General features: G+C 65.0%; 22 protein-coding genes and 1 pseudogene. 9 read left to right on the forward strand and 14 right to left on the reverse strand.

The genetic code is table 11. The features are described from left to right. Position 1: 1 nt before the first annotated feature. The 7 genes from D8676_RS23900 to D8676_RS23930 all read right to left on the reverse strand — a co-directional run bounded on the left by D8676_RS23900 (position 2) and on the right by D8676_RS23930 (position 6,814). Positions 2–853, reverse strand: a complete 852-nt coding sequence (locus D8676_RS23900; RefSeq protein ID WP_121583598.1) for a quinoprotein dehydrogenase-associated SoxYZ-like carrier — start codon at positions 851–853, stop codon at positions 2–4. Between the two features lie 92 nt (positions 854–945). Beyond that, positions 946–1,878, reverse strand: a complete 933-nt coding sequence (locus D8676_RS23905; RefSeq protein ID WP_183097221.1) for a quinoprotein relay system zinc metallohydrolase 2 — start codon at positions 1,876–1,878, stop codon at positions 946–948. A 39-nt stretch (positions 1,879–1,917) separates the two neighbouring features. After that, complete coding sequence (locus D8676_RS23910; RefSeq protein ID WP_121583600.1) at positions 1,918–2,727, reverse strand: formylmethanofuran dehydrogenase subunit C; 810 nt, start codon at positions 2,725–2,727, stop codon at positions 1,918–1,920. Beyond that, positions 2,724–3,632, reverse strand: a complete 909-nt coding sequence (fhcD, locus tag D8676_RS23915; protein WP_121583601.1) for a formylmethanofuran--tetrahydromethanopterin N-formyltransferase — start codon at positions 3,630–3,632, stop codon at positions 2,724–2,726. The genes D8676_RS23910 and fhcD overlap by 4 nt, the downstream gene beginning before the upstream one ends. Next, a complete protein-coding gene (locus D8676_RS23920; RefSeq protein WP_121583602.1) occupies positions 3,620–5,251 on the reverse strand; it encodes a formylmethanofuran dehydrogenase subunit A in 1,632 nt (543 codons plus the stop codon). The genes fhcD and D8676_RS23920 overlap by 13 nt, the downstream gene beginning before the upstream one ends. Next, positions 5,245–6,297: a tungsten formylmethanofuran dehydrogenase gene (locus tag D8676_RS23925; RefSeq protein ID WP_245427116.1), complete on the reverse strand. Its 1,053-nt coding sequence runs from the start codon at positions 6,295–6,297 to the stop codon at positions 5,245–5,247. Before D8676_RS23925 ends, D8676_RS23920 begins: the two co-directional genes overlap by 7 nt. A 136-nt stretch (positions 6,298–6,433) precedes the next feature. After that, complete coding sequence (locus D8676_RS23930) at positions 6,434–6,814, reverse strand: 4a-hydroxytetrahydrobiopterin dehydratase (RefSeq protein ID WP_121583604.1); 381 nt, start codon at positions 6,812–6,814, stop codon at positions 6,434–6,436. A 149-nt stretch (positions 6,815–6,963) separates the two neighbouring features. On the opposite strand from D8676_RS23930, the gene D8676_RS23935 reads away from it, so the two are divergent. The 7 genes from D8676_RS23935 to fae all read left to right on the forward strand — a co-directional run bounded on the left by D8676_RS23935 (position 6,964) and on the right by fae (position 13,455). Next, on the forward strand, positions 6,964–7,932 hold the full coding sequence (locus tag D8676_RS23935) for a beta-ribofuranosylaminobenzene 5'-phosphate synthase family protein (RefSeq protein WP_121583605.1): 969 nt from the start codon (positions 6,964–6,966) through the stop codon (positions 7,930–7,932). Between the two features lie 69 nt (positions 7,933–8,001). After that, a complete protein-coding gene (locus D8676_RS23940) occupies positions 8,002–8,898 on the forward strand; it encodes an NAD(P)-dependent methylenetetrahydromethanopterin dehydrogenase (RefSeq protein ID WP_121583606.1) in 897 nt (298 codons plus the stop codon). Positions 8,899–8,911: 13 nt separating this feature from the next. Next, the gene (locus tag D8676_RS23945; protein WP_121583607.1) at positions 8,912–10,006 is read left to right on the forward strand and encodes an ATP-grasp domain-containing protein; all 1,095 of its coding nucleotides are present in this window, start codon (positions 8,912–8,914) and stop codon (positions 10,004–10,006) included. Then, positions 10,003–10,959, forward strand: a complete 957-nt coding sequence (gene mch / locus D8676_RS23950; protein WP_121583608.1) for a methenyltetrahydromethanopterin cyclohydrolase — start codon at positions 10,003–10,005, stop codon at positions 10,957–10,959. The genes D8676_RS23945 and mch overlap by 4 nt, the downstream gene beginning before the upstream one ends. A gap of 42 nt (positions 10,960–11,001) precedes the next feature. Next, positions 11,002–11,940: a RimK family alpha-L-glutamate ligase gene (locus D8676_RS23955; RefSeq protein WP_121583609.1), complete on the forward strand. Its 939-nt coding sequence runs from the start codon at positions 11,002–11,004 to the stop codon at positions 11,938–11,940. Continuing rightward, a complete protein-coding gene (locus D8676_RS23960; RefSeq protein ID WP_121583610.1) occupies positions 11,937–12,800 on the forward strand; it encodes a triphosphoribosyl-dephospho-CoA synthase in 864 nt (287 codons plus the stop codon). Before D8676_RS23955 ends, D8676_RS23960 begins: the two co-directional genes overlap by 4 nt. Positions 12,801–12,948: 148 nt before the next feature. Continuing rightward, the gene (gene fae, locus D8676_RS23965; protein WP_121583611.1) at positions 12,949–13,455 is read left to right on the forward strand and encodes a formaldehyde-activating enzyme; all 507 of its coding nucleotides are present in this window, start codon (positions 12,949–12,951) and stop codon (positions 13,453–13,455) included. 147 nt (positions 13,456–13,602) lie between these two features. Here the strand turns inward: fae and D8676_RS23970 are convergent, their stop codons facing one another. Beyond that, complete coding sequence (locus D8676_RS23970) at positions 13,603–14,367, reverse strand: HisA/HisF-related TIM barrel protein (RefSeq protein WP_121583626.1); 765 nt, start codon at positions 14,365–14,367, stop codon at positions 13,603–13,605. Here D8676_RS23970 and D8676_RS23975 point away from each other — a divergent pair. Then, entirely contained in the window at positions 14,348–15,376 is a 1,029-nt protein-coding gene (locus D8676_RS23975) for a hydantoinase/oxoprolinase family protein (protein WP_121583612.1), read from the forward strand. The two genes, D8676_RS23970 and D8676_RS23975, sit on opposite strands and share 20 nt — an antisense overlap. Here D8676_RS23975 and D8676_RS23980 read toward each other — a convergent pair. The 6 genes from D8676_RS23980 to D8676_RS24005 form a co-directional block, all read right to left on the reverse strand. Beyond that, entirely contained in the window at positions 15,373–15,960 is a 588-nt protein-coding gene (locus D8676_RS23980) for a DUF447 domain-containing protein (RefSeq protein ID WP_121583613.1), read from the reverse strand. The genes D8676_RS23975 and D8676_RS23980 overlap by 4 nt on opposite strands. 2 nt (positions 15,961–15,962) lie before the next feature. Continuing rightward, positions 15,963–17,357: a DUF6513 domain-containing protein gene (locus tag D8676_RS23985; protein WP_121583614.1), complete on the reverse strand. Its 1,395-nt coding sequence runs from the start codon at positions 17,355–17,357 to the stop codon at positions 15,963–15,965. After that, a complete protein-coding gene (locus tag D8676_RS23990; RefSeq protein WP_183097219.1) occupies positions 17,350–17,919 on the reverse strand; it encodes a flavoprotein in 570 nt (189 codons plus the stop codon). Before D8676_RS23990 ends, D8676_RS23985 begins: the two co-directional genes overlap by 8 nt. Positions 17,920–17,992: 73 nt before the next feature. Continuing rightward, a complete protein-coding gene (locus tag D8676_RS23995) occupies positions 17,993–18,628 on the reverse strand; it encodes a dihydroneopterin aldolase (protein ID WP_121583615.1) in 636 nt (211 codons plus the stop codon). Beyond that, the gene (locus tag D8676_RS24000; RefSeq protein WP_121583616.1) at positions 18,625–19,818 is read right to left on the reverse strand and encodes a (5-formylfuran-3-yl)methyl phosphate synthase; all 1,194 of its coding nucleotides are present in this window, start codon (positions 19,816–19,818) and stop codon (positions 18,625–18,627) included. The genes D8676_RS23995 and D8676_RS24000 overlap by 4 nt, the downstream gene beginning before the upstream one ends. Continuing rightward, on the reverse strand, positions 19,815–20,378 hold the full coding sequence (locus tag D8676_RS24005; RefSeq protein ID WP_245427118.1) for a DUF3280 domain-containing protein: 564 nt from the start codon (positions 20,376–20,378) through the stop codon (positions 19,815–19,817). The genes D8676_RS24000 and D8676_RS24005 overlap by 4 nt, the downstream gene beginning before the upstream one ends. Positions 20,379–20,435: 57 nt before the next feature. Between D8676_RS24005 and D8676_RS24010 the strand changes: the two are divergent. Continuing rightward, positions 20,436–20,642: pseudogene (locus D8676_RS24010) on the forward strand (branched-chain amino acid ABC transporter substrate-binding protein); the annotation flags it as partial.

Here is a 20,642-nt window from a genome sequence, read left to right on the forward strand (position 1 = left end):
GTCAAAGGCCCGTGGGGTCGAGCGGCCACTTGTCGGTGAAGACCTTGCCGTCGGTGTCGACGGCTTCGACCTGTATGTCGTCGGTGCCGTGCACGGCGAAGTCGAAGCGGAAGTTGGGGTCTTCCGAAATGGAGATGCCGCCTTCCATGGACAGGATCAGCCTGTCACCCTGCGAGATCGACAGGTTCTGCACGAAATGCGCCGGGATGAAATATTGGGTCAGCGGGTCGCGCTGCAGGCCCGAATTGTTCGGATGCCGGATCATCAGCTGCAGTTCCTGCGCCTTGGTCATCGATTCCTTCGGCGGCGCGAACTGACGCAGCTTCATCTGCCCCATCGAGGCCAGCGCTTCCTTCGAGTTCTTGACCGCCGGGGCTGAGCAGCCGCCGGATGCCTTGACGAAGGTCTGCGACATATGGAGCTCGCCGCTGTCGGTCTCGGCGATCACGCGCAGCCAGGAATAGTCGTTGACGCGCACGCGCGTCGCCAGATGCGTGACTCCGGAGTCCCTGCCGAGCTGGAACGTCGCCGCCACCGGCGCCGGATTGACGTCGATGACCATCGTCACCGTTTTGACCCCGGCAGCCTTGGCCGGGTCGATATAGATATCGACAGGCACGAGCGCGGCGTCCTGCGCGCGCTTCGGTGCCTCGATGCGGATGAGCCCGGTGTCGAGGAGAATCGGTCGGTCGCCGAGAACGTCGCCCTTTAGTGCGTTCCAGATCTTCTCCGAGCCTGCCATGCTCTGCTGCGCCGCCGCCGGCCCCGCAAAGACGAGCACGCCTCCTGCCGCAGCCGCAAAAAGAAGCGCTGCCACGGAACGCCGCAGCTTACAGAAGATATTGGATCGCATCGGTGCCTCCACCGGTTCGAAGGTGGTGCCCTGGCACACGCCAAGGATACTACCGGTCCCGCCCGATGGCAAACTTCGCCATGCGTTGCCGGCTATTCCCATTCCAGCTCGGCATAGGCAGCCGTGGCGTTGCGCTCGTTGTAATCGTCGAACAGCGCCCAGTTGGGTGCTTCGCTGCGGCCCGCGGTCTTGACCGCCTCAGCGAGCGGCGTCCCCTCCTTGATCGCCTGGCGGAGATCAGCGGCAAGCGCCTCGAAATAGCGCCGCTCGGGCTCCAGCGCGGCCGGCCATTCGCTCGATATGGGGCCGTGACCCGGCACGACGCGCCGGGCATCGACTGCTGCCAGCGCATCCATCTGGCGTAGCCAGCCGAGCAGCGAGCCGTCGATCGTCGGCAGGTGCCCCATGAAGACAAGATCGCCCGCGAAAAATGTCCCGCTGGAAGGATCGAGAACGGTCAGGTCATTGTCGGTATGCGCGGCTTCCCAGGCCTTCAGCTCGAGCACACGTCCGCCGAGGTCGAGTTCCAGCGTGTCGTCGACCAGCAGCGTCGGCGGCACGATTTTTATGCCTTCCATGAGCTTTGCGCCGAGCTGTTCCCGGTAGCTCCGCAGATAATATTCCCCGCGCGCTTCGAGCGCCGCCGGCAGGTTTTGGTGACCGACGATCTCAGGACCGAGCGCCTGGAAGGCCGCATTGCCGAAGATGTGGTCGGGATGCACATGAGTGTTGATCAGGTAGCGCACCGGCTTGGCTGTGACCTCGGCAATCGCATCGATGAAGGCCTGCGCCTCGACGAGGCTGCCGCCGCTGTCGATGACGGCGACGGCATCGGCGCCGACCACGACGCCCAGATTGCAGATCGCCCCCTCATTCTCCGGATGCATCAGCTCGTTGACGCCCTGGAAGGCGAAGACGCCGTCGGCGATTTCGCGGAGTGCGAAGTCGGCGTCGGCCGCGGCAAATGCCCGACGGGCGATGCCGCACGACAAGGCAGCAACGCCGCAGGAAGCGAGCCCTTTCATCATTCGGCGTCGAACTGGATCGATCGGCATCTTTCGACCTCAGGCCGGGAACAGTATCTCGCCGAGGCCGAGGGCGGCATTGTCGCCGCCATATCTGCGCGGCGCCCTCCCGAGAAGCGGCCGTTTTAGGATATCCTCGGTGACGAGATGGCGGTCCATGAGCGCGGCGAAGACGCTGTCCGGCGCTCCGCATTCGACGAAGCTCGGCGACAGGCTTTTCGGCGCGCGGTCGAGTAGGATCGAGCCGCGCCGCATCAGGTAGCCTGGCATCTCGCCGGCACCGCCGGTCACCACGAGCGTGCCGGCGATCATGCGGCTGCCCGCGTGATCGCCGCAGCCTTTCAGCACTGCGATCAGCCCACGTCGCATGCGATCGGCCGCGAAGGCGCCTGCCCTGCCACGCACGATCAGCACCCCGCCATTCATGCCGGCGAGTTCGCCTGCCAGCGGCGCGCCGAGATGATCACCAGCACTACCGATGATTTCCAGCCTGCCGCCCCGCATGCCCGATCCAGCATGAGGGCCGGCATCGCCTTCAATCGTAAGCTGCCCGCCACGCATGCCGCGCCCTGCCTGTGCGCCGACATCGCCTGCGACACGCACCGTGCCCTCGGTCATGCCCGTGGCTACCCCGTCGAAACGGCTGCTGCCGCCCTCGAACACGAGGCTGTTGGCGTTGCTGCCGGCGATGCGGAAAATGTCGCCGACGGTCGACGCAAGCTTCGACTGACCGAGCCGGATGGCCTGGATGGCGCGCTTGTCCAGCCCCGCCAGCCCTTGTGGTGTCAGCGGCGAAAGGTCGAGGCGCTCGGGCGGCGCAGCGCGCAACGTGAAGGTCAGCGCTTTCATGGCAGCAGATCCTTCAGATGATAGTGGAACTTGCCTAGCTTGCCGCCATAATTACCGGCGCTGATGCGCAATGCCCCCTTCGCAGACCCCAGTTGGGTGACCGCCTTGATGCCGGCGCGCATCGCCGACGCCACCGCATCGCTGGTCTCGCCGTCGATGACGATCTCGAGCACCGCGTTGACGTCGGGTTCGAGCTCGCTCTTCGTCACGCCGCGCAGCGTCGGGGCGAAGGCGTCGTTGGTGGAGGCCGTCATGCCCTTGTACTTGCCGCCGACCTTCGAGCCGGAACGCACGATGCCGCCCGGGAAAGGCATGATGGCGCCGCGCACCTCATTGATTGCCGCCACGGCTGCCTCCGCCGCCGCAAGCGCCTTGGCGTTGCTACCGGCGAGCAGCAGGAGGTTGCCGCCGCCGACCGCCCCCTTGGTCATGCCGACCGTCGCCTCGCAGACGAATTCGCCGTCCATGACAGGCACGCGCCAGAAATGCCGGCCACCGAGTTTTTTCGAGATCTGCCAGCCGTCGCCGAAATAACGCAAGGCCGCGCCGAGCTTCAGCTCGTTGGGGCCCTCGAGCCCGGCGAAGCAGGCGCTGCCCGGCGAGGTCAGCACGCATTGGCCGACGCGGTTCTGCAACTGCTTCTGCAGTTCGTCCGTGCTCACCGCGAAGATCATGACGCGACAGCCGGGACGGCCGTCTGGCGTTTCAGAGGGCGCGAGATCGACATCGATCGCTGCCTCGCAGCCGCAGCCGATGACCGAAGTGGCAAAGCCTGTCATCGTAACGGCCGCCTGCCGCGCCCATTTGCGGTTTGGTGCGGTGATGACGATAGCTGTAGCCCGCATGCCGAAAGCCTCGGCAAAGGTATCGTCGATCGCGACTCCATTGACCTTCAGGCGCGGCATGGCACTTCCCGGAACGGCTCGTCGCGCTGGATGGCGGAATCGGGGAAGGTGAACCTGTCGAGCGACAGGCCGTAGCGGTGCTCGTGATAATCCCTGAGCCGCTTGACGATCGCGCGGTCCGGCGGAGGATTGAGCCGGAGCGCCCTGCCCCAGCGATAATGGGTGATCTCCCCGTCCTTGACGACGAGGTCGCCGTTCTTGAACACCAGCGCCGCCCGACCGAGCATCTTCGCGATGTCCTTGCCCTTCCGGTAGACCGAAACGTCGGCGACAGCCCCGGCGCCGAGATGCCCCCGATCAGCCAAGCCCAATAGTTTCGCAGGAGCGGCTCGTGTCATGATGGCGATCTCCTCCATCGTGTATTCGCGATCGATCGATGCGAGCGTCGAATGCGCCAGCGCCGACTTGGAGAGCGTCGAGGCCACCTCATTGCGGGCGTCGCGGTTCATCAGAAATTCGAAAAGCTTCGGATAGACGGTGAAGGGGGCGCCGTTCGGATGATCGGTGGTGAAGAAGACGCGCCACGGATCGGTGATCAGCAGGAAGAGTTCGAGTCCCGCCGCCCATTGCACCGTGCCGTAATAATCCGGGCGATAACGATAAGGCACGATGCCGCCGCCATTGCCGTCGCCGTCATGGATGACGAATTTTTTCGGATGCGCTGTGCCGCGTGCGGAGAACTGGCGCATGACATCAGACGAAATGGTGACGGTCTGGCCGAACATGACCTGGCCGATGTCGATGGTCACTTCCGGCGACGCATTGACCAACTCAGCCAGCCGCGCGGCGGCGGAGGAGAATTTCCGCTTCCCCTCGGTGCCATAGCCATAGAACTGGAGGTGCGCGAGATGCAGCGGCACGCCTTCCGCTGCCGCGATCGTCGCCGCTGCCGTGTCGGCCGAACCCGGCGCGCCGAGATTGTTGCAGTGGACATGCAGCGGATGCGGAATGCCAAGCCTGTCCACCGCCGCCTGCAGCGTCTTGACGATTTTTCGCGAACTGACGCCGTAGGACGGCACGACGTCGTCGAGCGAGAAGGTCCGCACATTCTCCTTGAAGGCAGCCGCGGCCCCGGCGTTGATGACCTTGACGCCAAGCGCCCGGGTCGAGGCGACCGTCCAGGCGACGTAATCCTCGATCATGCGTGGCGAGGCATTGTCGCGGATCATCGACAGCAGGAAATCGTCGTTGCCGAGAATGGCGAGCGTCGCCTTGTCGATGATCGGGATGTCGGCGAGCTCGAGATGGGTGTGAAGCGCAGCATTCGGCGACATCGCCGGCTCGACGACGGTGGTGAAGCCCATCTTCGCGTAGAGGCAACCGGTCTCGAAGGTCGACCAGCCGGCGTTGGAAAGCGGCGTCGCCGCCGGCCGCGCCTGATGCGCCTTGTGCTCTTCCGGCAGAAGCAGCCGCGCCGTGTTCACATTGCCGCCGCCGATATGCGAGTGGATATCGATGGCGCCGGCCATGACGACGCAGCCGGACGCGTCGAAGGTTCGGTCGGCACGTCCGCTACGCGGCGTCTCGACGATCTCCCCGTCCCTGATCCAGAGGTCGCCCTTGCCGAGGCGGCCATTCACCGGATCGACGATCTCGCCGCTCTTGATCCTGGTCAGCATGGCAGCTCCGCTCCCGCCGGGATGTGCTCGGCGATCGAGCGTAGGATCGATGCGGCCGACGGCAGTTCCGATGCCGCGTCGGCCGTGACGGAATTCAGGGTGCCGGTGCGCGCCGAATAGACCACCGCGTCGTGGTCGACGCCTGCCTTGCCGATCGCGAACGTAACCTCGGCGCCGGCGACCGGTTGCGATGTCTTCGCGAGCACCACTACCTTGGTGTCGCCGCTATTTGCGGACGGCTTCTTCACACCGTCAGATATCCAGAGGTGGAAATCCGCTTCGCCCGCCGCGAGCTGTCGCGCCACATCGAAACGCCAGGGGTCGAATTCCGGAAAGCCGCGCGCGAAGCTGGTACGCAGAGGGAATCCCGTCATCCAGGTCGAAGCGAGCGTGCTGCCCCAGCCACCCTCGCTCGCCGGAAGATGCAGGGCGGACGCGCGTGACTTGCGGTTGATGTCGGCAAGCAGGCCCTGCAGCATCTCCAGCGCGAGCCCATCGGCGGACTGGCCGAAGAACAGGAAGACCGGGAAACGGGCAGTGGCGAGCGCGGCCTGGAAGCGGCTGAAGTTCGATACCGGCGTCGACACCTGACGTCCCGCACATTGCGCACGCAACGCCGCAATCGTTCCGCCTAGACCCGCCTTGCCGCAGGAAAGCCGTGTGGCCTTGCGGCCGTTGCCGAGGGTAAGGCCTCGCCCCCCGCCGCCGACCAGGAAGAATTGGCGCGCATTGATGGCGATGAGATCGGGAACCGTCTCTGCCAGTTCTGCGACAAACTCCCGATGAGCCTCTGGCAGTTCGCCGACGATCGCAATCAGGTCGGCGCGCCGGCGCACCTCGCCCGGCGCGACGAACATGCCGCCCTTGTCGGTAAGCAGCGCAGTCTCCCGCGCCAACCCGGCGCCATCAGCGTGGTCGTATGAGGCCCCTACCCGCTCGGCGAGGGCGATCGCCGCGCGTGTGCCATGTATGTCCGTGTCAAAGGTGAAAACCGGGCACCGGCTCGCATGCAACAGCGCGGCGGCATGCCGGACCGCGCGCTCCAACAGAGTCTCCCGGTTGCCGATCCAAGCAACCGTCATCCACTATACTACTTTCTGGTGCCGGCTCTGATTTTAGACGAAAGCAAGTAGGCCGTGAACCCCCAACGCTGTTCAGATTAGCCGATCTTTCGCCGAGGCATCAATCGTACTTGACGTAGGCGAAGCGCTGGTCGCTTGGCGGCGTACCCTCCAGCGCACCGCCTTCCTTGCCCGGCTGCCACTGGACGACATCCTCGATCTTCTTTGCCAGTTCGAAATCCTTGTCGGTGATGCCTTTTGCCGCATGGTTCATCAACTTTACCTCGACCCACGCGTAGGAGGCAGTGATGTCGGGATGATGCCATGCCGCTTCCGCCAGATGACCGACCGTGTTGATGACCATCAGCGTCGATTTCCAGCTGTGCGTCTTGTATTTCCTGCGTATCCAGCCGTTTTCATATCGCCAGTTCGGCAGATCCTTCTGCAGCCGCTCGGCGATCTCGGCCTCCGAATAGACCCTTTCTTTTACCTTCTCGCTCATCTCGATCTCCACGGCGTGTCCGGCCAGAAATCGGCCGGCATTTCTGGTTGAGGAAGCCCGGGCGGCTTGCCCTGAAGGTGAAAGCCGCTATCATAGCGTCGGGCACCTAAAACTTCCGTGATGCATATGATGCACCCACCGGGGGGCAGATGTCGAATTCTGTTACCATAAGAGTGCCCGCCCGCCTCCATCTCGGCTTTCTTGACCCCAGCGGCGGCAGCGGCCGTCGCTTCGGCAGCCTTGGCCTGCCGTTGAGCGAGCCCGAAACCGTGGTGACGCTGTCGCGGTCGAGCGAGACTGTCGTCATCGGTCCGGAAAGCGATCGCGCCGCAGCGCATCTCGCTACCATGACGAGCCGCCTCGGCATTCGGGCCCGGCACCGGCTCGTCGTCGAAGAAGCAATCCCCCGCCACGCCGGGCTCGGCTCCGGCACGCAGATCGCGCTCGCGGTCGCGGCGGCTCTGCGCACGCTCCACGGCCTGCCCCTCGACACGGAGGGCGACGCGAAGCTGCTGGCGCGCGGCAACCGGTCCGGCATCGGCATCGCCAGCTTCGCCGAGGGCGGCGTCATCGTCGATGCGGGCAATGACGGCAGCGGCCGGCCGCCACCGGTCGTGGCGCGGCTGCCTTTTCCGGACGACTGGCGCGTCATCCTCGTTCTCGACCAGGCGCAGGGTGGGCTACACGGCGACCAGGAAATCGAAGCCTTCCGTGCCCTGCCGCCCTTCCCTGCAAGCGGTGTTGGCGAGATTTGCCGGCATGTGCTGACCGGCGTCATGCCGGGGCTGGTCGAGCAGGATATCGATGCCTTCGGCTCGGCGGTCGCGGCCATCCAGATGCTCGTCGGCGAGCATTTCGCACCGGCCCAGGGCGGCATCTTCACCTCGAAGCGCGTCGAGGCGGCAACCCGTCGTCTTGCAGCGGCAGGCGCCGTTGGTATCGGCCAGAGTTCGTGGGGTCCGACCGGCTTCGTCTTCGCTGCATCGCAAGCCGCAGCGGCGACGATGGTTGCTGCTGAGAAGAAAGTCGCCGAGGGCGGCATCGAGATAAGGATCGTCCAGGGTCGGAATTCCGGCGCCGAGATCAGTTCGACCGGCCTCAACCTCGTCGGCAGTTGACTGCCCGGCGCTATCGGATTCGCGATCACGTAAAGATTTGGCAGGGCGCCCCAAGGCGGAGACCATGAAATGAGCCGTAAGCACATTCTTCATATGCTGACACCGCTGGCGCATATGAGTCCCTTCGACGTCAACATGGCGCTCGACGCCGGCTTCGACGCCGTCGTGCCTTATGTTGGCGTCGGTCCCGGCGAGGTGACGGGCCTCGTGCAGGACGCCATCTTCTCGCGGCCGCCGGACGCCGGCATCGACACGGGCATCTTCATCGGCGGTAAGGATGTCTCGCTGGCGCTCGACATGTTCGACGCCGCCAGGAAAGCGATGGTGCCGCCCTTCCAGGTCTCGGTGTTCGCCGATCCGGCCGGCTCCTTCACCACCGCCGCGGCGATGGTCGCCAAGGTCGAGAAGGCGCTGGAGAAGAAGTTCGAGCGCGGCCTGAAGGACACCAGCATCGCCGTCTTCGGCGCGACCGGCGTAGTTGGCTTCTGCACCGCCGTCATCGCCGCCAAGGAGGGCGCCAAGGTCACCATCATCGGCCATGACGGCGTCGAGCGGGTACAGAAGGTGGCGGACGAGATCAAGGCGCGTTTCGGCGCCGGCGTTGAAGCGGAGGACGGTTCGACCGAGGCAAAAAAAACAGCGCTTGCTGAGAATGCCGAAGTGATCCTGACCGCGGCCAAGGCGGGGGTGCAGGTGATCTCGAAGGCGCAGCTCTCGGCTGCGGGCAAGTTGCTGATCGCTTCCGATGTGAACGCCGTGCCGCCCGCCGGCATCGAAGGGCTGGCCGTCAACGCCAACAGCGATCCGCTCGAAGGAACGAAAGCGGTGGGCATCGGCCCGCTCGCCGTCGGCAACGTTAAGTACAAGGTGGAATTCGGTCTTTTCAAACGGATGATAGAGGCAGAAAAGACCGTCACCTTCGATTTCCAGGACGCGTTTTCATTTGCTCGCGAGATCGCCAAATAACGCCGGCCTCCTTTTGATCGCCGCGATCTCGGGTCGTGCGCTGGCGGCAGCCGCGCGACGGGCGGGCTATCGTCCGCTGGTCGCCGACTTGTTCTGCGACACCGACACCGTCGCCTTGGCTGAACGCGCAACGATGCTGCCGGGCGACCTGCAGCGCGGCATCGATAGCGCGCGGCTGGTCGAAACGCTCCACCAGCTCACGGGCAGCGACCGGCCGGTCGCCCTCGTCCTCGGCTCGGGCTTCGAGCGCGAGCCCGAGATCGTCGATGAGCTCGCCCGCCACTTTCCGCTCGCCGGCAACAGGACCGTGGCGATCCGCAGGGTGAAGGACCCCCGGATGCTCGCCGCGGACTGCGCCGAACTCGGCATCCCGCACCCGCAGTTCCGCTGGGACGCGCCGCCCGATCCGGAGAACTGGGTGGTGAAGACGGCCGGCGGCGCCGGCGGCTCGCATGTCAGGCGAGCGAACGGCGACATAGAGATGACTGGCCGCTATTTTCAGCGTTTCGTTCCCGGACAAAGCTTTTCGGCGCTATTCGTCGGCGACGGCAAAGGTGCGCGTGTCGTCGGCTTCAGCCGGCAATGGACTTCGCCGGTGCCCGGAGCGCCCTACCGCTATGGGGGCGCAGTGCGGCTGCGGCGCATCGACCGGGAGGATTCGGCAGCGATCGGCGGCTGGCTCGACGGCCTCGCGCGCCGCGCCGGTCTGGTGGGGCTCTGCAGCGCGGATTTCATCCGCAACGAAGACGGTTACCATCTCGTCGAGATCAATCCTCGCCCTGGCGCCACGCTCGACATCTTCGACAGCACCGAAGCACCACTGATGGAAGCGCATCTCAGAGCCGCAAACGGCGAAGTCTATGCGGTCCCCCGCTTCGCGGATGCGATGGCGTCGATGATCGCCTACGCGTCAACGCCGGTCGCGAATTTTCCAGCCGTCACATGGCCAGACTGGACGGCCGACCATCAATCGCCGGGCACGAGGCTGGTCGCCGGCGACCCGGTCTGCACAGTCTTCGCGCGCGGCCCGAATGCCGCGGAAACCCGAAAAATCGTGCAGGCGCAAGTGAAGATGTTGCAGCGTTACTGGGAAGGAGATGCGACATGAAGGATGGTTCGGCATCCCTGAACGACAGTGCGCAACGCATCGTCGACGGCATGATCGGCGACGCCGAGCGGCTGCGTATCAATGTCTCCAAGGGTCCTTCGGGCGAGACGCTGATCGATACCGGTGCCAAGGCTCAAGGCGGTATCGAGGCCGGGCTGCGTATGGCAGAGGCGTCGATGGGCGGTCTCGGCACGATCTCGGCGGGGCTGGACCGCTCGCTCAAGAAATGGCCGCTCACGGTGGAGGTGCGCAGCTCGCAGCCGGCGATCGCTTGTCTCGCTTCGCAATATGCCGGCTGGAACCTGTCGAGCGGCAAATATTTCGCCATGGGTTCGGGCCCGGCACGGGCGCTCGCGCGGGTCGAGCCGCTGTTTGAGAAGCTAGGCTACAGGGACGCAGCCTCGTCGGCTGTGCTTGTGCTGGAGACAGCGGAACCGCCGCCTGACGCAGTCGTGCAGAAGGTCGCCCACGCCACCGGACTGGCAGCCGACCGGCTCACCTTCCTCTATGCTCCGACCCAGAGCCTTGCAGCGACGGTGCAGATCGTCTCGCGCGTGCTTGAGGTTGCCCTGCACAAGGCCAACGATCTCCGCTTTCCGCTGGAGAACATCGTGGATGGAATCGGCGCGTCCCCTATCCCTGCCCCGCATCCGGATTTCCTCACCGCTATGGGCCGCACCAACGATGCGATCATCTATGGCGGCCTGGTCCAGCTCTTTGTCAAAGGCACGGCAAAAGACGCCAGGGAACTCGCCGAGAAGCTGCCGAGCCTGGCCTCACGGGATTTCGGCGAACCCTTTGCCCGGATATTCGAGCGGTTCAAGGGTGACTTCTATGCCATCGACCCGCTGCTGTTCAGTCCGGCCGAAGTCATCGTGACCGCGATCGAGACCGGCGATACGTACCGCGCCGGCGGGCGCGACGAGATGATGCTCGAACGGAGCCTGGGATAGTCCGTTGGGCGAAACACGCTTCGATCATTCAAGGCCGGCCGCATGACCCCGCGCATCCTCGTCGTCAGCGACAATTCCGACGCGCGCTCCAGAGGATTGGCGAAAAGCCTGCGCCAACGCGGCGCCATCGCGGTGACCGCGCCGCTCGCCGCGATCGCCTTCGACACCGGCCGGCTGAGCGGCCTCGCCATACCGGGCTTCGGCCAGCGCCTGCCCGACGCGGTGCTTGTGCGCTCAGTCGCCGCCGGGTCGTTCGAGGCGATCACGCGGCGGCTCGGCGTGCTCCACGCGCTCGGACGGCTTTCGGTGCCCGTCTGGAATTCGGCGCAGGCGATCGAGCGCTGCGTCGACAAGTCGATGACGACATTCCTGCTGCAGAATGCCGGCCTGCCTACGCCGCCGACCTTCGCCGTCGAGGGCCGTGCGGCGGCCGAGGAGATCGCCGAACGCGAGTTGCCCAAGACGCCACTGGTGCTGAAGCCGCTCTTCGGCGCGCAGGGACGCGGCATAAAAATGATCCGCTCGCTCGCCGACCTGCCTGCGCCGGAAACCGTGAGCGAAGTCTACTACCTCCAGCACTATGTGCCGCGCGCGGGTCCTCCCTTCCGCGACTTCCGCATCTTCGTGGTCGCCGGCAGGGCGGTCGCCATGATGAGCCGACGCGGCGAGGACTGGATCACCAACGTCAACCGGGGGGCAGTGCCGGAGCAGATTTCCGGCCACGACGAGAACGAGCTGGCGGAACTCGCCATCGCCGCTGCGAATGCCGTCGGAGCGGACTTTGCCGGGGTCGACATCGTGCCCGCGGCCGACGGCAGCCTGCTAGTGCTCGAGGTCAACAGCATGCCGGCATGGTCAGGGCTGCAATCGGTCGCCGCGGTCAATATATCGGACGCGATCGCCGAGGCCCTGCTGAAGACCGTCGCCGACAGGGCGGAGGCGGCGCGCCCCTACCGCTTCGCCTCGCCGGCAAATTCATGAGTTTTTCGCGTGACGAGTTGCGGGCCGCATACGAGGAAGCGTGCCGCCGCGAGATCGAGGCGCTGAAGCCCGGCAACGTCCATGTCTTCGCCGACGGGCACCGCATGTCCGCCGACCAGTTCCTCACCAGCGCGGAAGTCTCATCCGGTCCGCTCACCGACCCCGGCCTGCCTGTCGGACGGCGTATCCTCGAGGCGGTCCGCGCGACGCGAAAGGCCGTCGACACCAACACCAATCTCGGCATCGTCCTGCTCTGCGCACCGCTGGCCCGCGCAGCCGAAATGGCCGGCGGCGAACTCCGCCAGAACCTCGGCAAGGTCCTCGACGAATTGGATATGGACGATGCGGCAGCCGTCTTCGAGGCGATCGTGCTCGCCTCTCCCGGCGGGCTCGGATCGGCCGACGCGCACGACGTCAGGGAAACGCCTAAGGTCGGTCTTGTCGAGGCGATGCGGGGGGCTGCCGGGCGGGACCGGATCGCCCACCAATATATCTCGCGCTACGAGGACGTGTTCGGCATTGGCCTTCCCGCCATAGAAGCGGCCCTCACCCGCGGCGAAAGCGGCATATGGCCGACGGTCTTCGCCTACATGGCCTTCTTTGCCCGCTTTCCGGACAGCCATCTCGCGCGCAAGCACGGCCCGGAAATCGCCGAGTCCGTGCGACAAGAGGCCGCTGCCGTCAACGCATCGCTGGATGCGGCCGGCGACGAGATGGCCCGCATCGCCTTGCTCATGGATTTCGACCGGAGCCTTAAGGCGCGCGACATCAACCCCGGAACTTCCGCCGATCTGACCGTCGCCAGTCTTTTCGTCCATGCGCTTAGGTTCAACTTGCATAAAGCAAGCGTTGATGCTTGAATTTCATTCGTGGGAGCAGTGCTTCCACGGCTATCTAGCCAACCGGTCCGGTCAGTCCGGACGCTGCCAACAAGGATAGTCGTCCATCGAGCGCCCGCTCGGTTGCGGCGTCTTTGGACTCCATAATTTTGTCTTGGAGGAAATTGGCATGGCTAAAATCTCGAAAGTGATGGTCGGTGAATCGCTGGTCGGCGACGGCAATGAAGTCGCCCATGTTGACCTGCTCATCGGACCGCGGGGGAGCGCAGTCGAAGCGGCCTTTTGCAATGCTCTCACCAACAACAAGGACGGCTTTACATCGTTGCTGGCGGTGATTGCACCGAACCTTCAATGCAAGCCCAACACGGTGATGTTCAACAAGGTGACGATCAAGGGCGCCAAGCAGGCCGTCCAGATGTTCGGCCCGGCCCAGCATGCGGTCGCAAAGGCCGTCCAGGACGCCGTTGCCGAGGGAATCATCCCCGCCAACGAAGCCGACGACGTCTTCATCTGCGTTGGCGTGTTCATCCACTGGGATGCCGCGGACGACGCCAAGATCCAGCAGTACAACTACCAGGCGACGAAGGAAGCCATCCAGCGCGCGGTCGAGGGCAAGCCCACCGCCGCCGAGGCGACCGCGCAACGGGACCAGGTGAAGCATCCTTTCGCGGCCTAGACACGAGACAGCCCCGCACAGGCAAAACCCTCTGCCGAACCGGATGGTCTGCTGCGCCGGCTGAAGGCGTTTTTAGGCCTCTGACGCTACCGCTCCGAAGGCATTCATTCCCTTCGGAGCGGATGCCGCGCGGTATTCTCCCATCCTTCAGCTGCCGAGCGACGCCAGTTGCCCGGCCGCGAGGGTTCCATCATGAAGCGAAGTGGCGACCAGCGCGGCGGCAATGCCGAGCGACGACAGCGCACGGATGTCGGTTTCGTCGCGTACCCCGCCGGCGGCGATCACCTGGCGCTGTCCCGCCTTCTGCTTGATCTCGCCGAGCCGCGCGAAGTCCGGGCCGGCGGCGGCTCCAACCTTGGCCAGGGTCATGACGATCACCCGTTCCGGCCACAGATCGGGGTTTTCGAGCAGCGACGTCGGGCCGCGAAATCCGTCGCCGAAAAAATCGAGCGAAAGGATGATGCCTGGGTGATCGCGAAAACGCTTGAGCAAGGAATCGTCTCGCTGCGATTCAGAACCAAGCACCGGGCAGAGCGAAGGTCCCGCCAGCGCCGCGGCCAGCGTGTCCGCATCGGCAATGCCCGCGTCCACCCAGAGCTCCGGTGCATCGGGCATCGCGCACAGACCGGCGATCGCTTCGGCGTTGGGCGCCCTGCCCTCGATGGCATCGAGGTCGGCAATGTAGAAAGCTCGGAAAGGAAAGAGCGTGCGCAGTCCGATCGCAACGGAGACCGCATCCGTACTGACGCTGAGCGGCGTCATGATCGGCCTGTAGCTGTCGCGCTGCCCCTTCTCCGCGCGGACCACCTCGCCGCCTTTCAAGTCGAGAACAGGAATGATACGCAACGCTCTTTCCGCAGCCCTTCCATTTCTTCGATGAAAGCCTGAAAGCGTGGAAAAAGAAAAGCACATCGTGGCCGGTTTCGATATCGGCGGGGCGCATCTGAAAGTCACGCGCGCCGAGCACGGTCGCGTCGTCGCAGCAGCGACCGCCGCCACGCCGCTGTGGCAGGGTCTAGACAAGCTCGAAGCAGGCTTCCAGGAGCTGGAACCGATCTATCGCGGCGCCGGCCTCCACGCCTTCACCATGACAGGCGAACTGTCGGACATCTTCCCCTCGCGTGAGGCAGGCGTGACGACGCTGCTCAAACAGATCGCCGAACGCTTTCCCGCCGAAAGCCTTGTCTATGCGGGACCAGAGGGTTTCGCCGGCATCGATGCAGCGGCGAACCTGACGATGGACGTCGCCTCCGCGAACTGGCATGCGACCGCGGCCCTGGCGGGGCGCCTTGCCGGCGATGCGCTGCTCGTCGACATGGGCTCCACGACCACCGACATCGTCGCGTTGGAGGCCGGCGCTGTCGCCAATGAAGGCTATACCGACGCCGAGCGACTGCTCACCGGCGAGCTCGTCTATACCGGCTTCACCCGCACCTTCCTGTTCGGCGTCGCCTCCTCGGCCCCGGTGCGCGGCCGGCTGACGCCGCTGATGAACGAATATTTCGCATCGATCGCCGATGCACACCGCATCCTCGGCGTGCTCGACGAAGCCGACGACAGGCACCCATCGGCTGACGGCAAGGAGAAGACCGTCGCCGGCTCGATCGCGCGGCTTGCGCGCATGATCGGTCGCGACACGGCCGATCTCCTCCCCGGCGAATGGCGCGACATCGCCGCGTGGTTCAGCGAGCAGCAGCTTCGCACGATCCATGACGCGGCGTTCCGCGTGGCGGGAAAGCTCGCCGCCGAGGCACCCATCGTCGGGGCGGGTACCGGCCGTTGGCAGATCAAACGACTTGCCCAGCGCATGGAACGCCGCTTCCTCGATTTCGCCGACCTGATCCCGGCCGACGATGCCGTCCGCAACGCGGCAAGCAGCGCTGCGCCCGCAACCGCGATGGCGTTGCTGGCGGCCGTCTAGCCCTTCGCCGGGTGCGGCTTCATCTCGCCGGCGAGGTGATCGGTCACTTTCCGCATCAGCCAGCCCCAGGCCTCTTTCTCCTCCGGGCCGGCGGTCTTTTCGATGGCGATCGAGAGATAGGCGATCTCCGCTTCGATCTTCTCGCTGGGCAGCATGCCGAGCCGGCTGACCAGTATGGCGAGTTCCAGCACGGCGGCCCTGGCGCGGTTGAGGCCGGTGAAGGGTGCATGCGTTTCCTCCTGCACTATCCGGCAGAAATGGCGCGGCCTCACGCCGTCATCCGCTATGCTTTCCACATGCAGCACGGAATGCGCCAGCGCGGCCGCGAGCCGCGGCACCGGAGCCCCCTCGACCGGCACGGTCGGCCAATCCTTGCGTCCGGTCAGGCAGCCGGCGAAGATGCGCGGGTCGTCGGTATAGCTGGCAACGGCGAACGGCACCGCCGCCAAATTGTCGAGAGTGACCGATGGCCGGAACGGCGCGATGATCCAGCCGTCCCTCTCGGCGATGATGCCGAGCGGCGCGATATGGACTTTCCCGTTCGTATCGACCGTGGTGATGATCGTCTCGCGAATGTAGGGCATCGCTACCCCTCCTTCTTCACCCGCAATGTGTGGCCGGCTTCGGCCAGCCTGGTACGGTCGGTCTCCGGCGCGGGCGCGGCGACGCCCCAGGCAAGCGGTTCGTCCTGCGCGTAACGCTTGCCGAGCCGCCAGGCGATCTCGGCCTTCATGAGTTCCGCGCCGAGATAGAAGGCGTGGGCGCCGTCCCGCTCGACACCCAGACCGGCGAACAGTTCGAACGCATCCTGTGCGACCGCATGGCCCTTGTTGTTGAAGACGTGGATGCCGTCTTCCGCCGTCATGATACGGAAATTGGCGTCGCGCACCTCGGCGGCGAGCGTAGCGATGTCCTCGACCGAGGCGGCATAGGGTTTGCGGTCGTGCACCTGCAGCAGGCCGGGATCGTAGCTGCGCGGCAGCGCGCCATCGCTCTTCGCCGCAAACAGGATGCGGCGGGCGATATCGTGCTCCTCCACCGTCCGGATCGTATGCGGGCTGACATGAACGACGAGCACGTTGCGGATATCGAGCTCCGAGCAAAGTCCGGTGAGAAGCGCGGTGACCCCGGAACTGTCGGCGTCGGTGAGTTCGGTGAGGTTGCCCGTGCCCATCAGCAATTCGACCTCGGGCCAGCGGCGGCGCGCCTCGATGAAACGGCCGATCGAGCGCGCGAAACCGAAATGGATAGGGTCGAGGACGGGATCGGCGATGAAGGAGATACCGGCCTTGTCCGCCGCCTTGATGGCGCGCCCGAGTGAATCGAGATCTCCGGGGGCCGACGGGATCAGCACCGGGGTCGCCTTGCTGTCGAAGGCCAGCGGCAGCGTGTTTTCGTCGAGGCTGAGCAGATAGTCGGCGCCGGCCCATGCGCCGATGCGCAACTCGTCTTGGCTGGCGGAATCGACGCTGACGGCAAGGCCCTCCGCCTTCAGCGTGCGTACCGCTTCTCCCAGTAGCGGAAACGGCGTCTCCGGGAGGCAGCCGATGTCGATGATGTTGGCGCCGGCCTTGGCAAGCGCGTGCGCGCGCTTGACCAGCGCTTCTATCGACAGCGCTGGCGCATCGACGATCTCGGCGAAGATTTTGATGTCGTGTCGGGAAAGGTCGGGCGGCTGGCCGGCCCGGCCGAGATAGGGCGGCAGGTCCGCAAGCTCGTCAGGACCGCGCTGGAATGGAATGCCGAAATGCTCGGAAAGCCGCTCGACATCGCCGCGAAAGCGTCCCGGCAGGATCACGCGATCGGTGCCCTCAGGCATCTTGAGCCGCCGGACTATGATCTCTGCCGTCATCAGCGCCGCGACCTTTACGCCGATATCGACCACCTCCCAGGCGAATTCCGTGTCGCCGAGCCCGGCGAGCAGCTTCTCCAGCCGCGCTTTGGCGAGATGCCCCGTGAGGAAAACCAGCCGCTCAGCCATGTCCAGCCGGTTCGGCGCGCTTCAACTCGGCATGGCGCTCGCGGATCGCAGCCTTCAGGTCGGCCAGCGATTCGACCACCTTCGTCCGCTCGAAATCCTTCAGCTTCTCGGTGTTCTCCAGGTCGATCCTGCGCGGATAGACCTTGACCAGCCCGTGCGGCGCCATCGTCTCGAGTTCCGGCGCCGTGTCGCAGGCAAAGACGATCGACGGCACGCGGCATTTTCCCGCCTGCGCGAAGACATTGGTGGCGAGCGTGTCAGAAATGCCGAGCACGCACTTGGCTACGGTGTTGGAAGTCGCCGGCGCGACCACCACCGTATGGTAGATGCCATGATAGAAAGCGCCGACAGGCACCGAACTCGCGGTCTTGTCATGCAGGACGCGCATCGTCTCGGGAAAATCGAGCTTCAGCTTGTACATGCGCAGCACCTCGTTCGCGGCTTTGGAAACGAAGACGTCGCAATGTTCGAGCCCGTGGATGAGCTCGAAGCTTTCGACGAAGAAGTGCCCCGAGCCGGTCAGGACCCATGCCCAGCGCGGCGTATGCAGTTTTTCCAGCATTCTCAGGCCCGGAGTGAAACAGACTGCCCGTTGCGGGCGATTGCCGACGGAATTCGACCGAGACCGATCATTGCTACCCTGCCTTGCTCATCGGATTTCCATCCACGATCCGTATCCCCGGTATCCGTCCCGACGACAGCGTTGCTGCGGCCGTGCCTGTGTCCTGAGCGCCGGCGACGTAAAGGCCGGTCGCAGCCGGAAGCATGGCAGCAAGATAGGTATCGACGATACCCCTTGCCATCAGATCGGCGACGCCGTCGTCCCCTGTGAACGCCCTGCTCTGCTTGACCAGCAGCAACGCCTCCGCGCCGAGCTTGCCGGCCAGCCACGCCGCCAGCGAATCCGAAGTGATCTCCCAGGAGGCCGGAATGTCCTGGGCGGGAGTGGCAAGCGCGGAAGGCAGCCAGACGGGGATTTTCCCCACAGCCGAAGCCCGTTCGATCTCCTCTATCGAGTGGGCCGCCGAAAACCTCTTGTGACTGTCCACGATGACGTGCCCGAACTGGTCCATGGCGAGGATCGCCATGGCATGGGCAGCCGCATCGGAAAAGCCCATGCCTTTCTGCGCGCTGCGCACCTGGTCGGCAAAAGGCCCGCCGCCCGGCACGATGACGAGCGGCAGGCTCGACCCCGCCAGCGCCGCGATCCAGACCTTCATCTCGTCGTGGCCGGCCGTACTGCCGCCGAGCTTGACGACGATTCCCTTCACCGGGTGAGGCCTTTCTTGCCGTGCCCGTGGACCGCGTCTTGCGTTTTCTCCGGCTGTGCCGTGGGCTTGAGCGCCGGCTTCTCGCTGGCCCGTCTGCGCTCTATCTCGACGCCGACGCCGCCGGCGCCGAGTTCCAGCTTTTCCACCCTGACCTTTACCCGCACGACGCGCGGGTCCTCGAGTACATGCGCAGCCACCTGCTCGGCCAGCGTCTCGCTGAGCTCCACATGGCCGCGGGCGATGATGGCGCGGATGCCGTCCATGATGATGTCGTAGGAGAAGACATGACGCATGTCCTCCGGGTTCTTGGTGACCCTGAGCACATCGGCGGTCACGTCGAACCGCACCTTCTGCGTATGGCCGTGCTCGAAACTGTAGGCGCCGATCTGGACGGGAAGCACGAAATCCCGCACGAAGATGCTGTCCGTCCCGAGCGTGGGGTCGACCGCGCCCGGGGAATAGCCGCGTGCCGCGAGCAACCTGTAGTCGACGCTTGCCGAGCGGCCGGTCTGCCGCTCCTCCGGGATCAGCGAACGGATATGCTTGACGGCCTCCGCATCGATCGTGGCGGTGCGCTGCGACTGATCGCAGAGCGCGCCGCGGAAACCGAGGAAATCGGGCGAGAATGGCAGTAGCCGAGGGATGTCGGGCGCTTCGAGCGACCCGCTTAAGCCGACCTGAAGGCCAAGCGCCCGGGCGCGGTTCACGAAAGCCGGGATGCGCTCCGGCGGGAGGTGATCGAGCAGCCGTCCCCTGGCCTTGTCGGCGGTATCCACCATGACGCCGTGGAAGCCCTGCTTCGCGAACACATCGAGCAGGTAGAAATCCGGCTCCCTGTCGGCAAACAGCACGGCGATCAGCTTTGTCCGCGCCGCAAGGGGGGCCAAGGCCTCCGCACAGGCGGCGGCGTTTGCGGAAGGAAAGAAGCCTATCTTGACGTAATCCACACCGGTTGCCGCCACCTCCTCGGCCTTGGCGCGTATGGTTTCCGGCTCCATCGGCAGATCGCCGCAGACGGCGCTGGTGGCGCGGCGGCCGGCGACCGCCTGGACCGCCTGGCGGATGATCTCGGTCGCGGCAGCGCCGAGCGCCCCGGCTTTCGGGTCCTTCAGGTCGATGATGTCGGCGCCGCCCGAAACCGCGATTTCCGCCTCGGCAAGATCGGCGACGCTGGCCAGCATTTTGGTCATTTCTTCAGTTTCTCCAGCCTGGCCGACAGGACGTTGCGATAGAGGTAGTCGATGGCGCGTTGCCAGGATTCGTCGGTATTGCCGCGCAGATCGACCGTCGCGCTGGTCACCGGTCGGGAAGTCGCGGCCTCATGGACAAGAACGCTCATGCTGAGGACAAGTTCGGATACTTTGTAGACGACGCCCGTAAAGGCGTAGTCGGCGCCGAGTTCCCTCGCGAAATCGTCGGCGCAGTTGCCGCAGGCCTGCAGGTTGGCGGCGGCCGCCTTCTCGGCGAAAGGTTCGGTGTTAACAAGGTCGAAGCCCGAGTTGGCCAGATGGGCGCGCAGGCGCTCGGTGACCATTGCGCGCCTTTTGTCCTCGGCTTCCTTCTTGCTCGGCACACCCGGCACCAGTTCGCCATGCTGGAGCTCGAATTCAAAGACCGCGGCCTTGCCGTCGGCATGCGCCGTGTTGGCCGTGATGCCCACCGCTAAACTTGCCGTGAGCAGGAAGGCCATGGGGGTTGATATCGAAAGTTGCTGCGTTAAGGTCATCACGGCACCGAAAAAATACTGCATCGCAAGTCCGGATGATATTTGGCCGGCTTACGCAGCATGGGAGAGAGAACGCCTGCTATGAAGGGCATGGTGCCGAACACCCTTGCGATCTTCTTCGGACTTTTTTTGACGACCGTCAACGCTTGGCCCACCCTGGCTCAGGAAACCACGCCTGAAGCCGAGGCGGCAAAACCCGGGCAGCCGGCGGCCGAGATCCGGATAGGATATCTGCGTGCTTATGAGCCTGAGCTGGCATTGTCGGTGCTCGACGTTGCGCCGCGCGAC

It is taken from the genome of Mesorhizobium sp. YM1C-6-2 (genome assembly GCF_003666685.1).
Classification (GTDB): Bacteria; Pseudomonadota; Alphaproteobacteria; order Rhizobiales; family Rhizobiaceae; genus Mesorhizobium_K.

Bases quoted from the DNA above. Each gene is read 5' to 3' on its own strand.
- D8676_RS23900 (WP_121583598.1), bottom strand. From the start codon at position 853: ATGCGATCCAATATCTTCTGTAAGCTGCGGCGTTCCGTGGCAGCGCTT.
- D8676_RS23905 (WP_183097221.1), bottom strand. From the start codon at position 1,878: ATGAAAGGGCTCGCTTCCTGCGGCGTTGCTGCCTTGTCGTGCGGCATC.
- D8676_RS23910 (WP_121583600.1), bottom strand. From the start codon at position 2,727: ATGAAAGCGCTGACCTTCACGTTGCGCGCTGCGCCGCCCGAGCGCCTC.
- fhcD (WP_121583601.1), bottom strand. From the start codon at position 3,632: ATGCCGCGCCTGAAGGTCAATGGAGTCGCGATCGACGATACCTTTGCC.
- D8676_RS23920 (WP_121583602.1), bottom strand. From the start codon at position 5,251: ATGCTGACCAGGATCAAGAGCGGCGAGATCGTCGATCCGGTGAATGGC.
- D8676_RS23930 (WP_121583604.1), bottom strand. From the start codon at position 6,814: ATGAGCGAGAAGGTAAAAGAAAGGGTCTATTCGGAGGCCGAGATCGCC.
- D8676_RS23935 (WP_121583605.1), top strand. From the start codon at position 6,964: ATGTCGAATTCTGTTACCATAAGAGTGCCCGCCCGCCTCCATCTCGGC.
- D8676_RS23940 (WP_121583606.1), top strand. From the start codon at position 8,002: ATGAGCCGTAAGCACATTCTTCATATGCTGACACCGCTGGCGCATATG.
- mch (WP_121583608.1), top strand. From the start codon at position 10,003: ATGAAGGATGGTTCGGCATCCCTGAACGACAGTGCGCAACGCATCGTC.
- D8676_RS23955 (WP_121583609.1), top strand. From the start codon at position 11,002: ATGACCCCGCGCATCCTCGTCGTCAGCGACAATTCCGACGCGCGCTCC.
- D8676_RS23960 (WP_121583610.1), top strand. From the start codon at position 11,937: ATGAGTTTTTCGCGTGACGAGTTGCGGGCCGCATACGAGGAAGCGTGC.
- fae (WP_121583611.1), top strand. From the start codon at position 12,949: ATGGCTAAAATCTCGAAAGTGATGGTCGGTGAATCGCTGGTCGGCGAC.
- D8676_RS23970 (WP_121583626.1), bottom strand. From the start codon at position 14,367: ATGTGCTTTTCTTTTTCCACGCTTTCAGGCTTTCATCGAAGAAATGGA.
- D8676_RS23980 (WP_121583613.1), bottom strand. From the start codon at position 15,960: ATGCCCTACATTCGCGAGACGATCATCACCACGGTCGATACGAACGGG.
- D8676_RS23985 (WP_121583614.1), bottom strand. From the start codon at position 17,357: ATGGCTGAGCGGCTGGTTTTCCTCACGGGGCATCTCGCCAAAGCGCGG.
- D8676_RS23990 (WP_183097219.1), bottom strand. From the start codon at position 17,919: ATGCTGGAAAAACTGCATACGCCGCGCTGGGCATGGGTCCTGACCGGC.
- D8676_RS24000 (WP_121583616.1), bottom strand. From the start codon at position 19,818: ATGACCAAAATGCTGGCCAGCGTCGCCGATCTTGCCGAGGCGGAAATC.
- D8676_RS24005 (WP_245427118.1), bottom strand. From the start codon at position 20,378: ATGCAGTATTTTTTCGGTGCCGTGATGACCTTAACGCAGCAACTTTCG.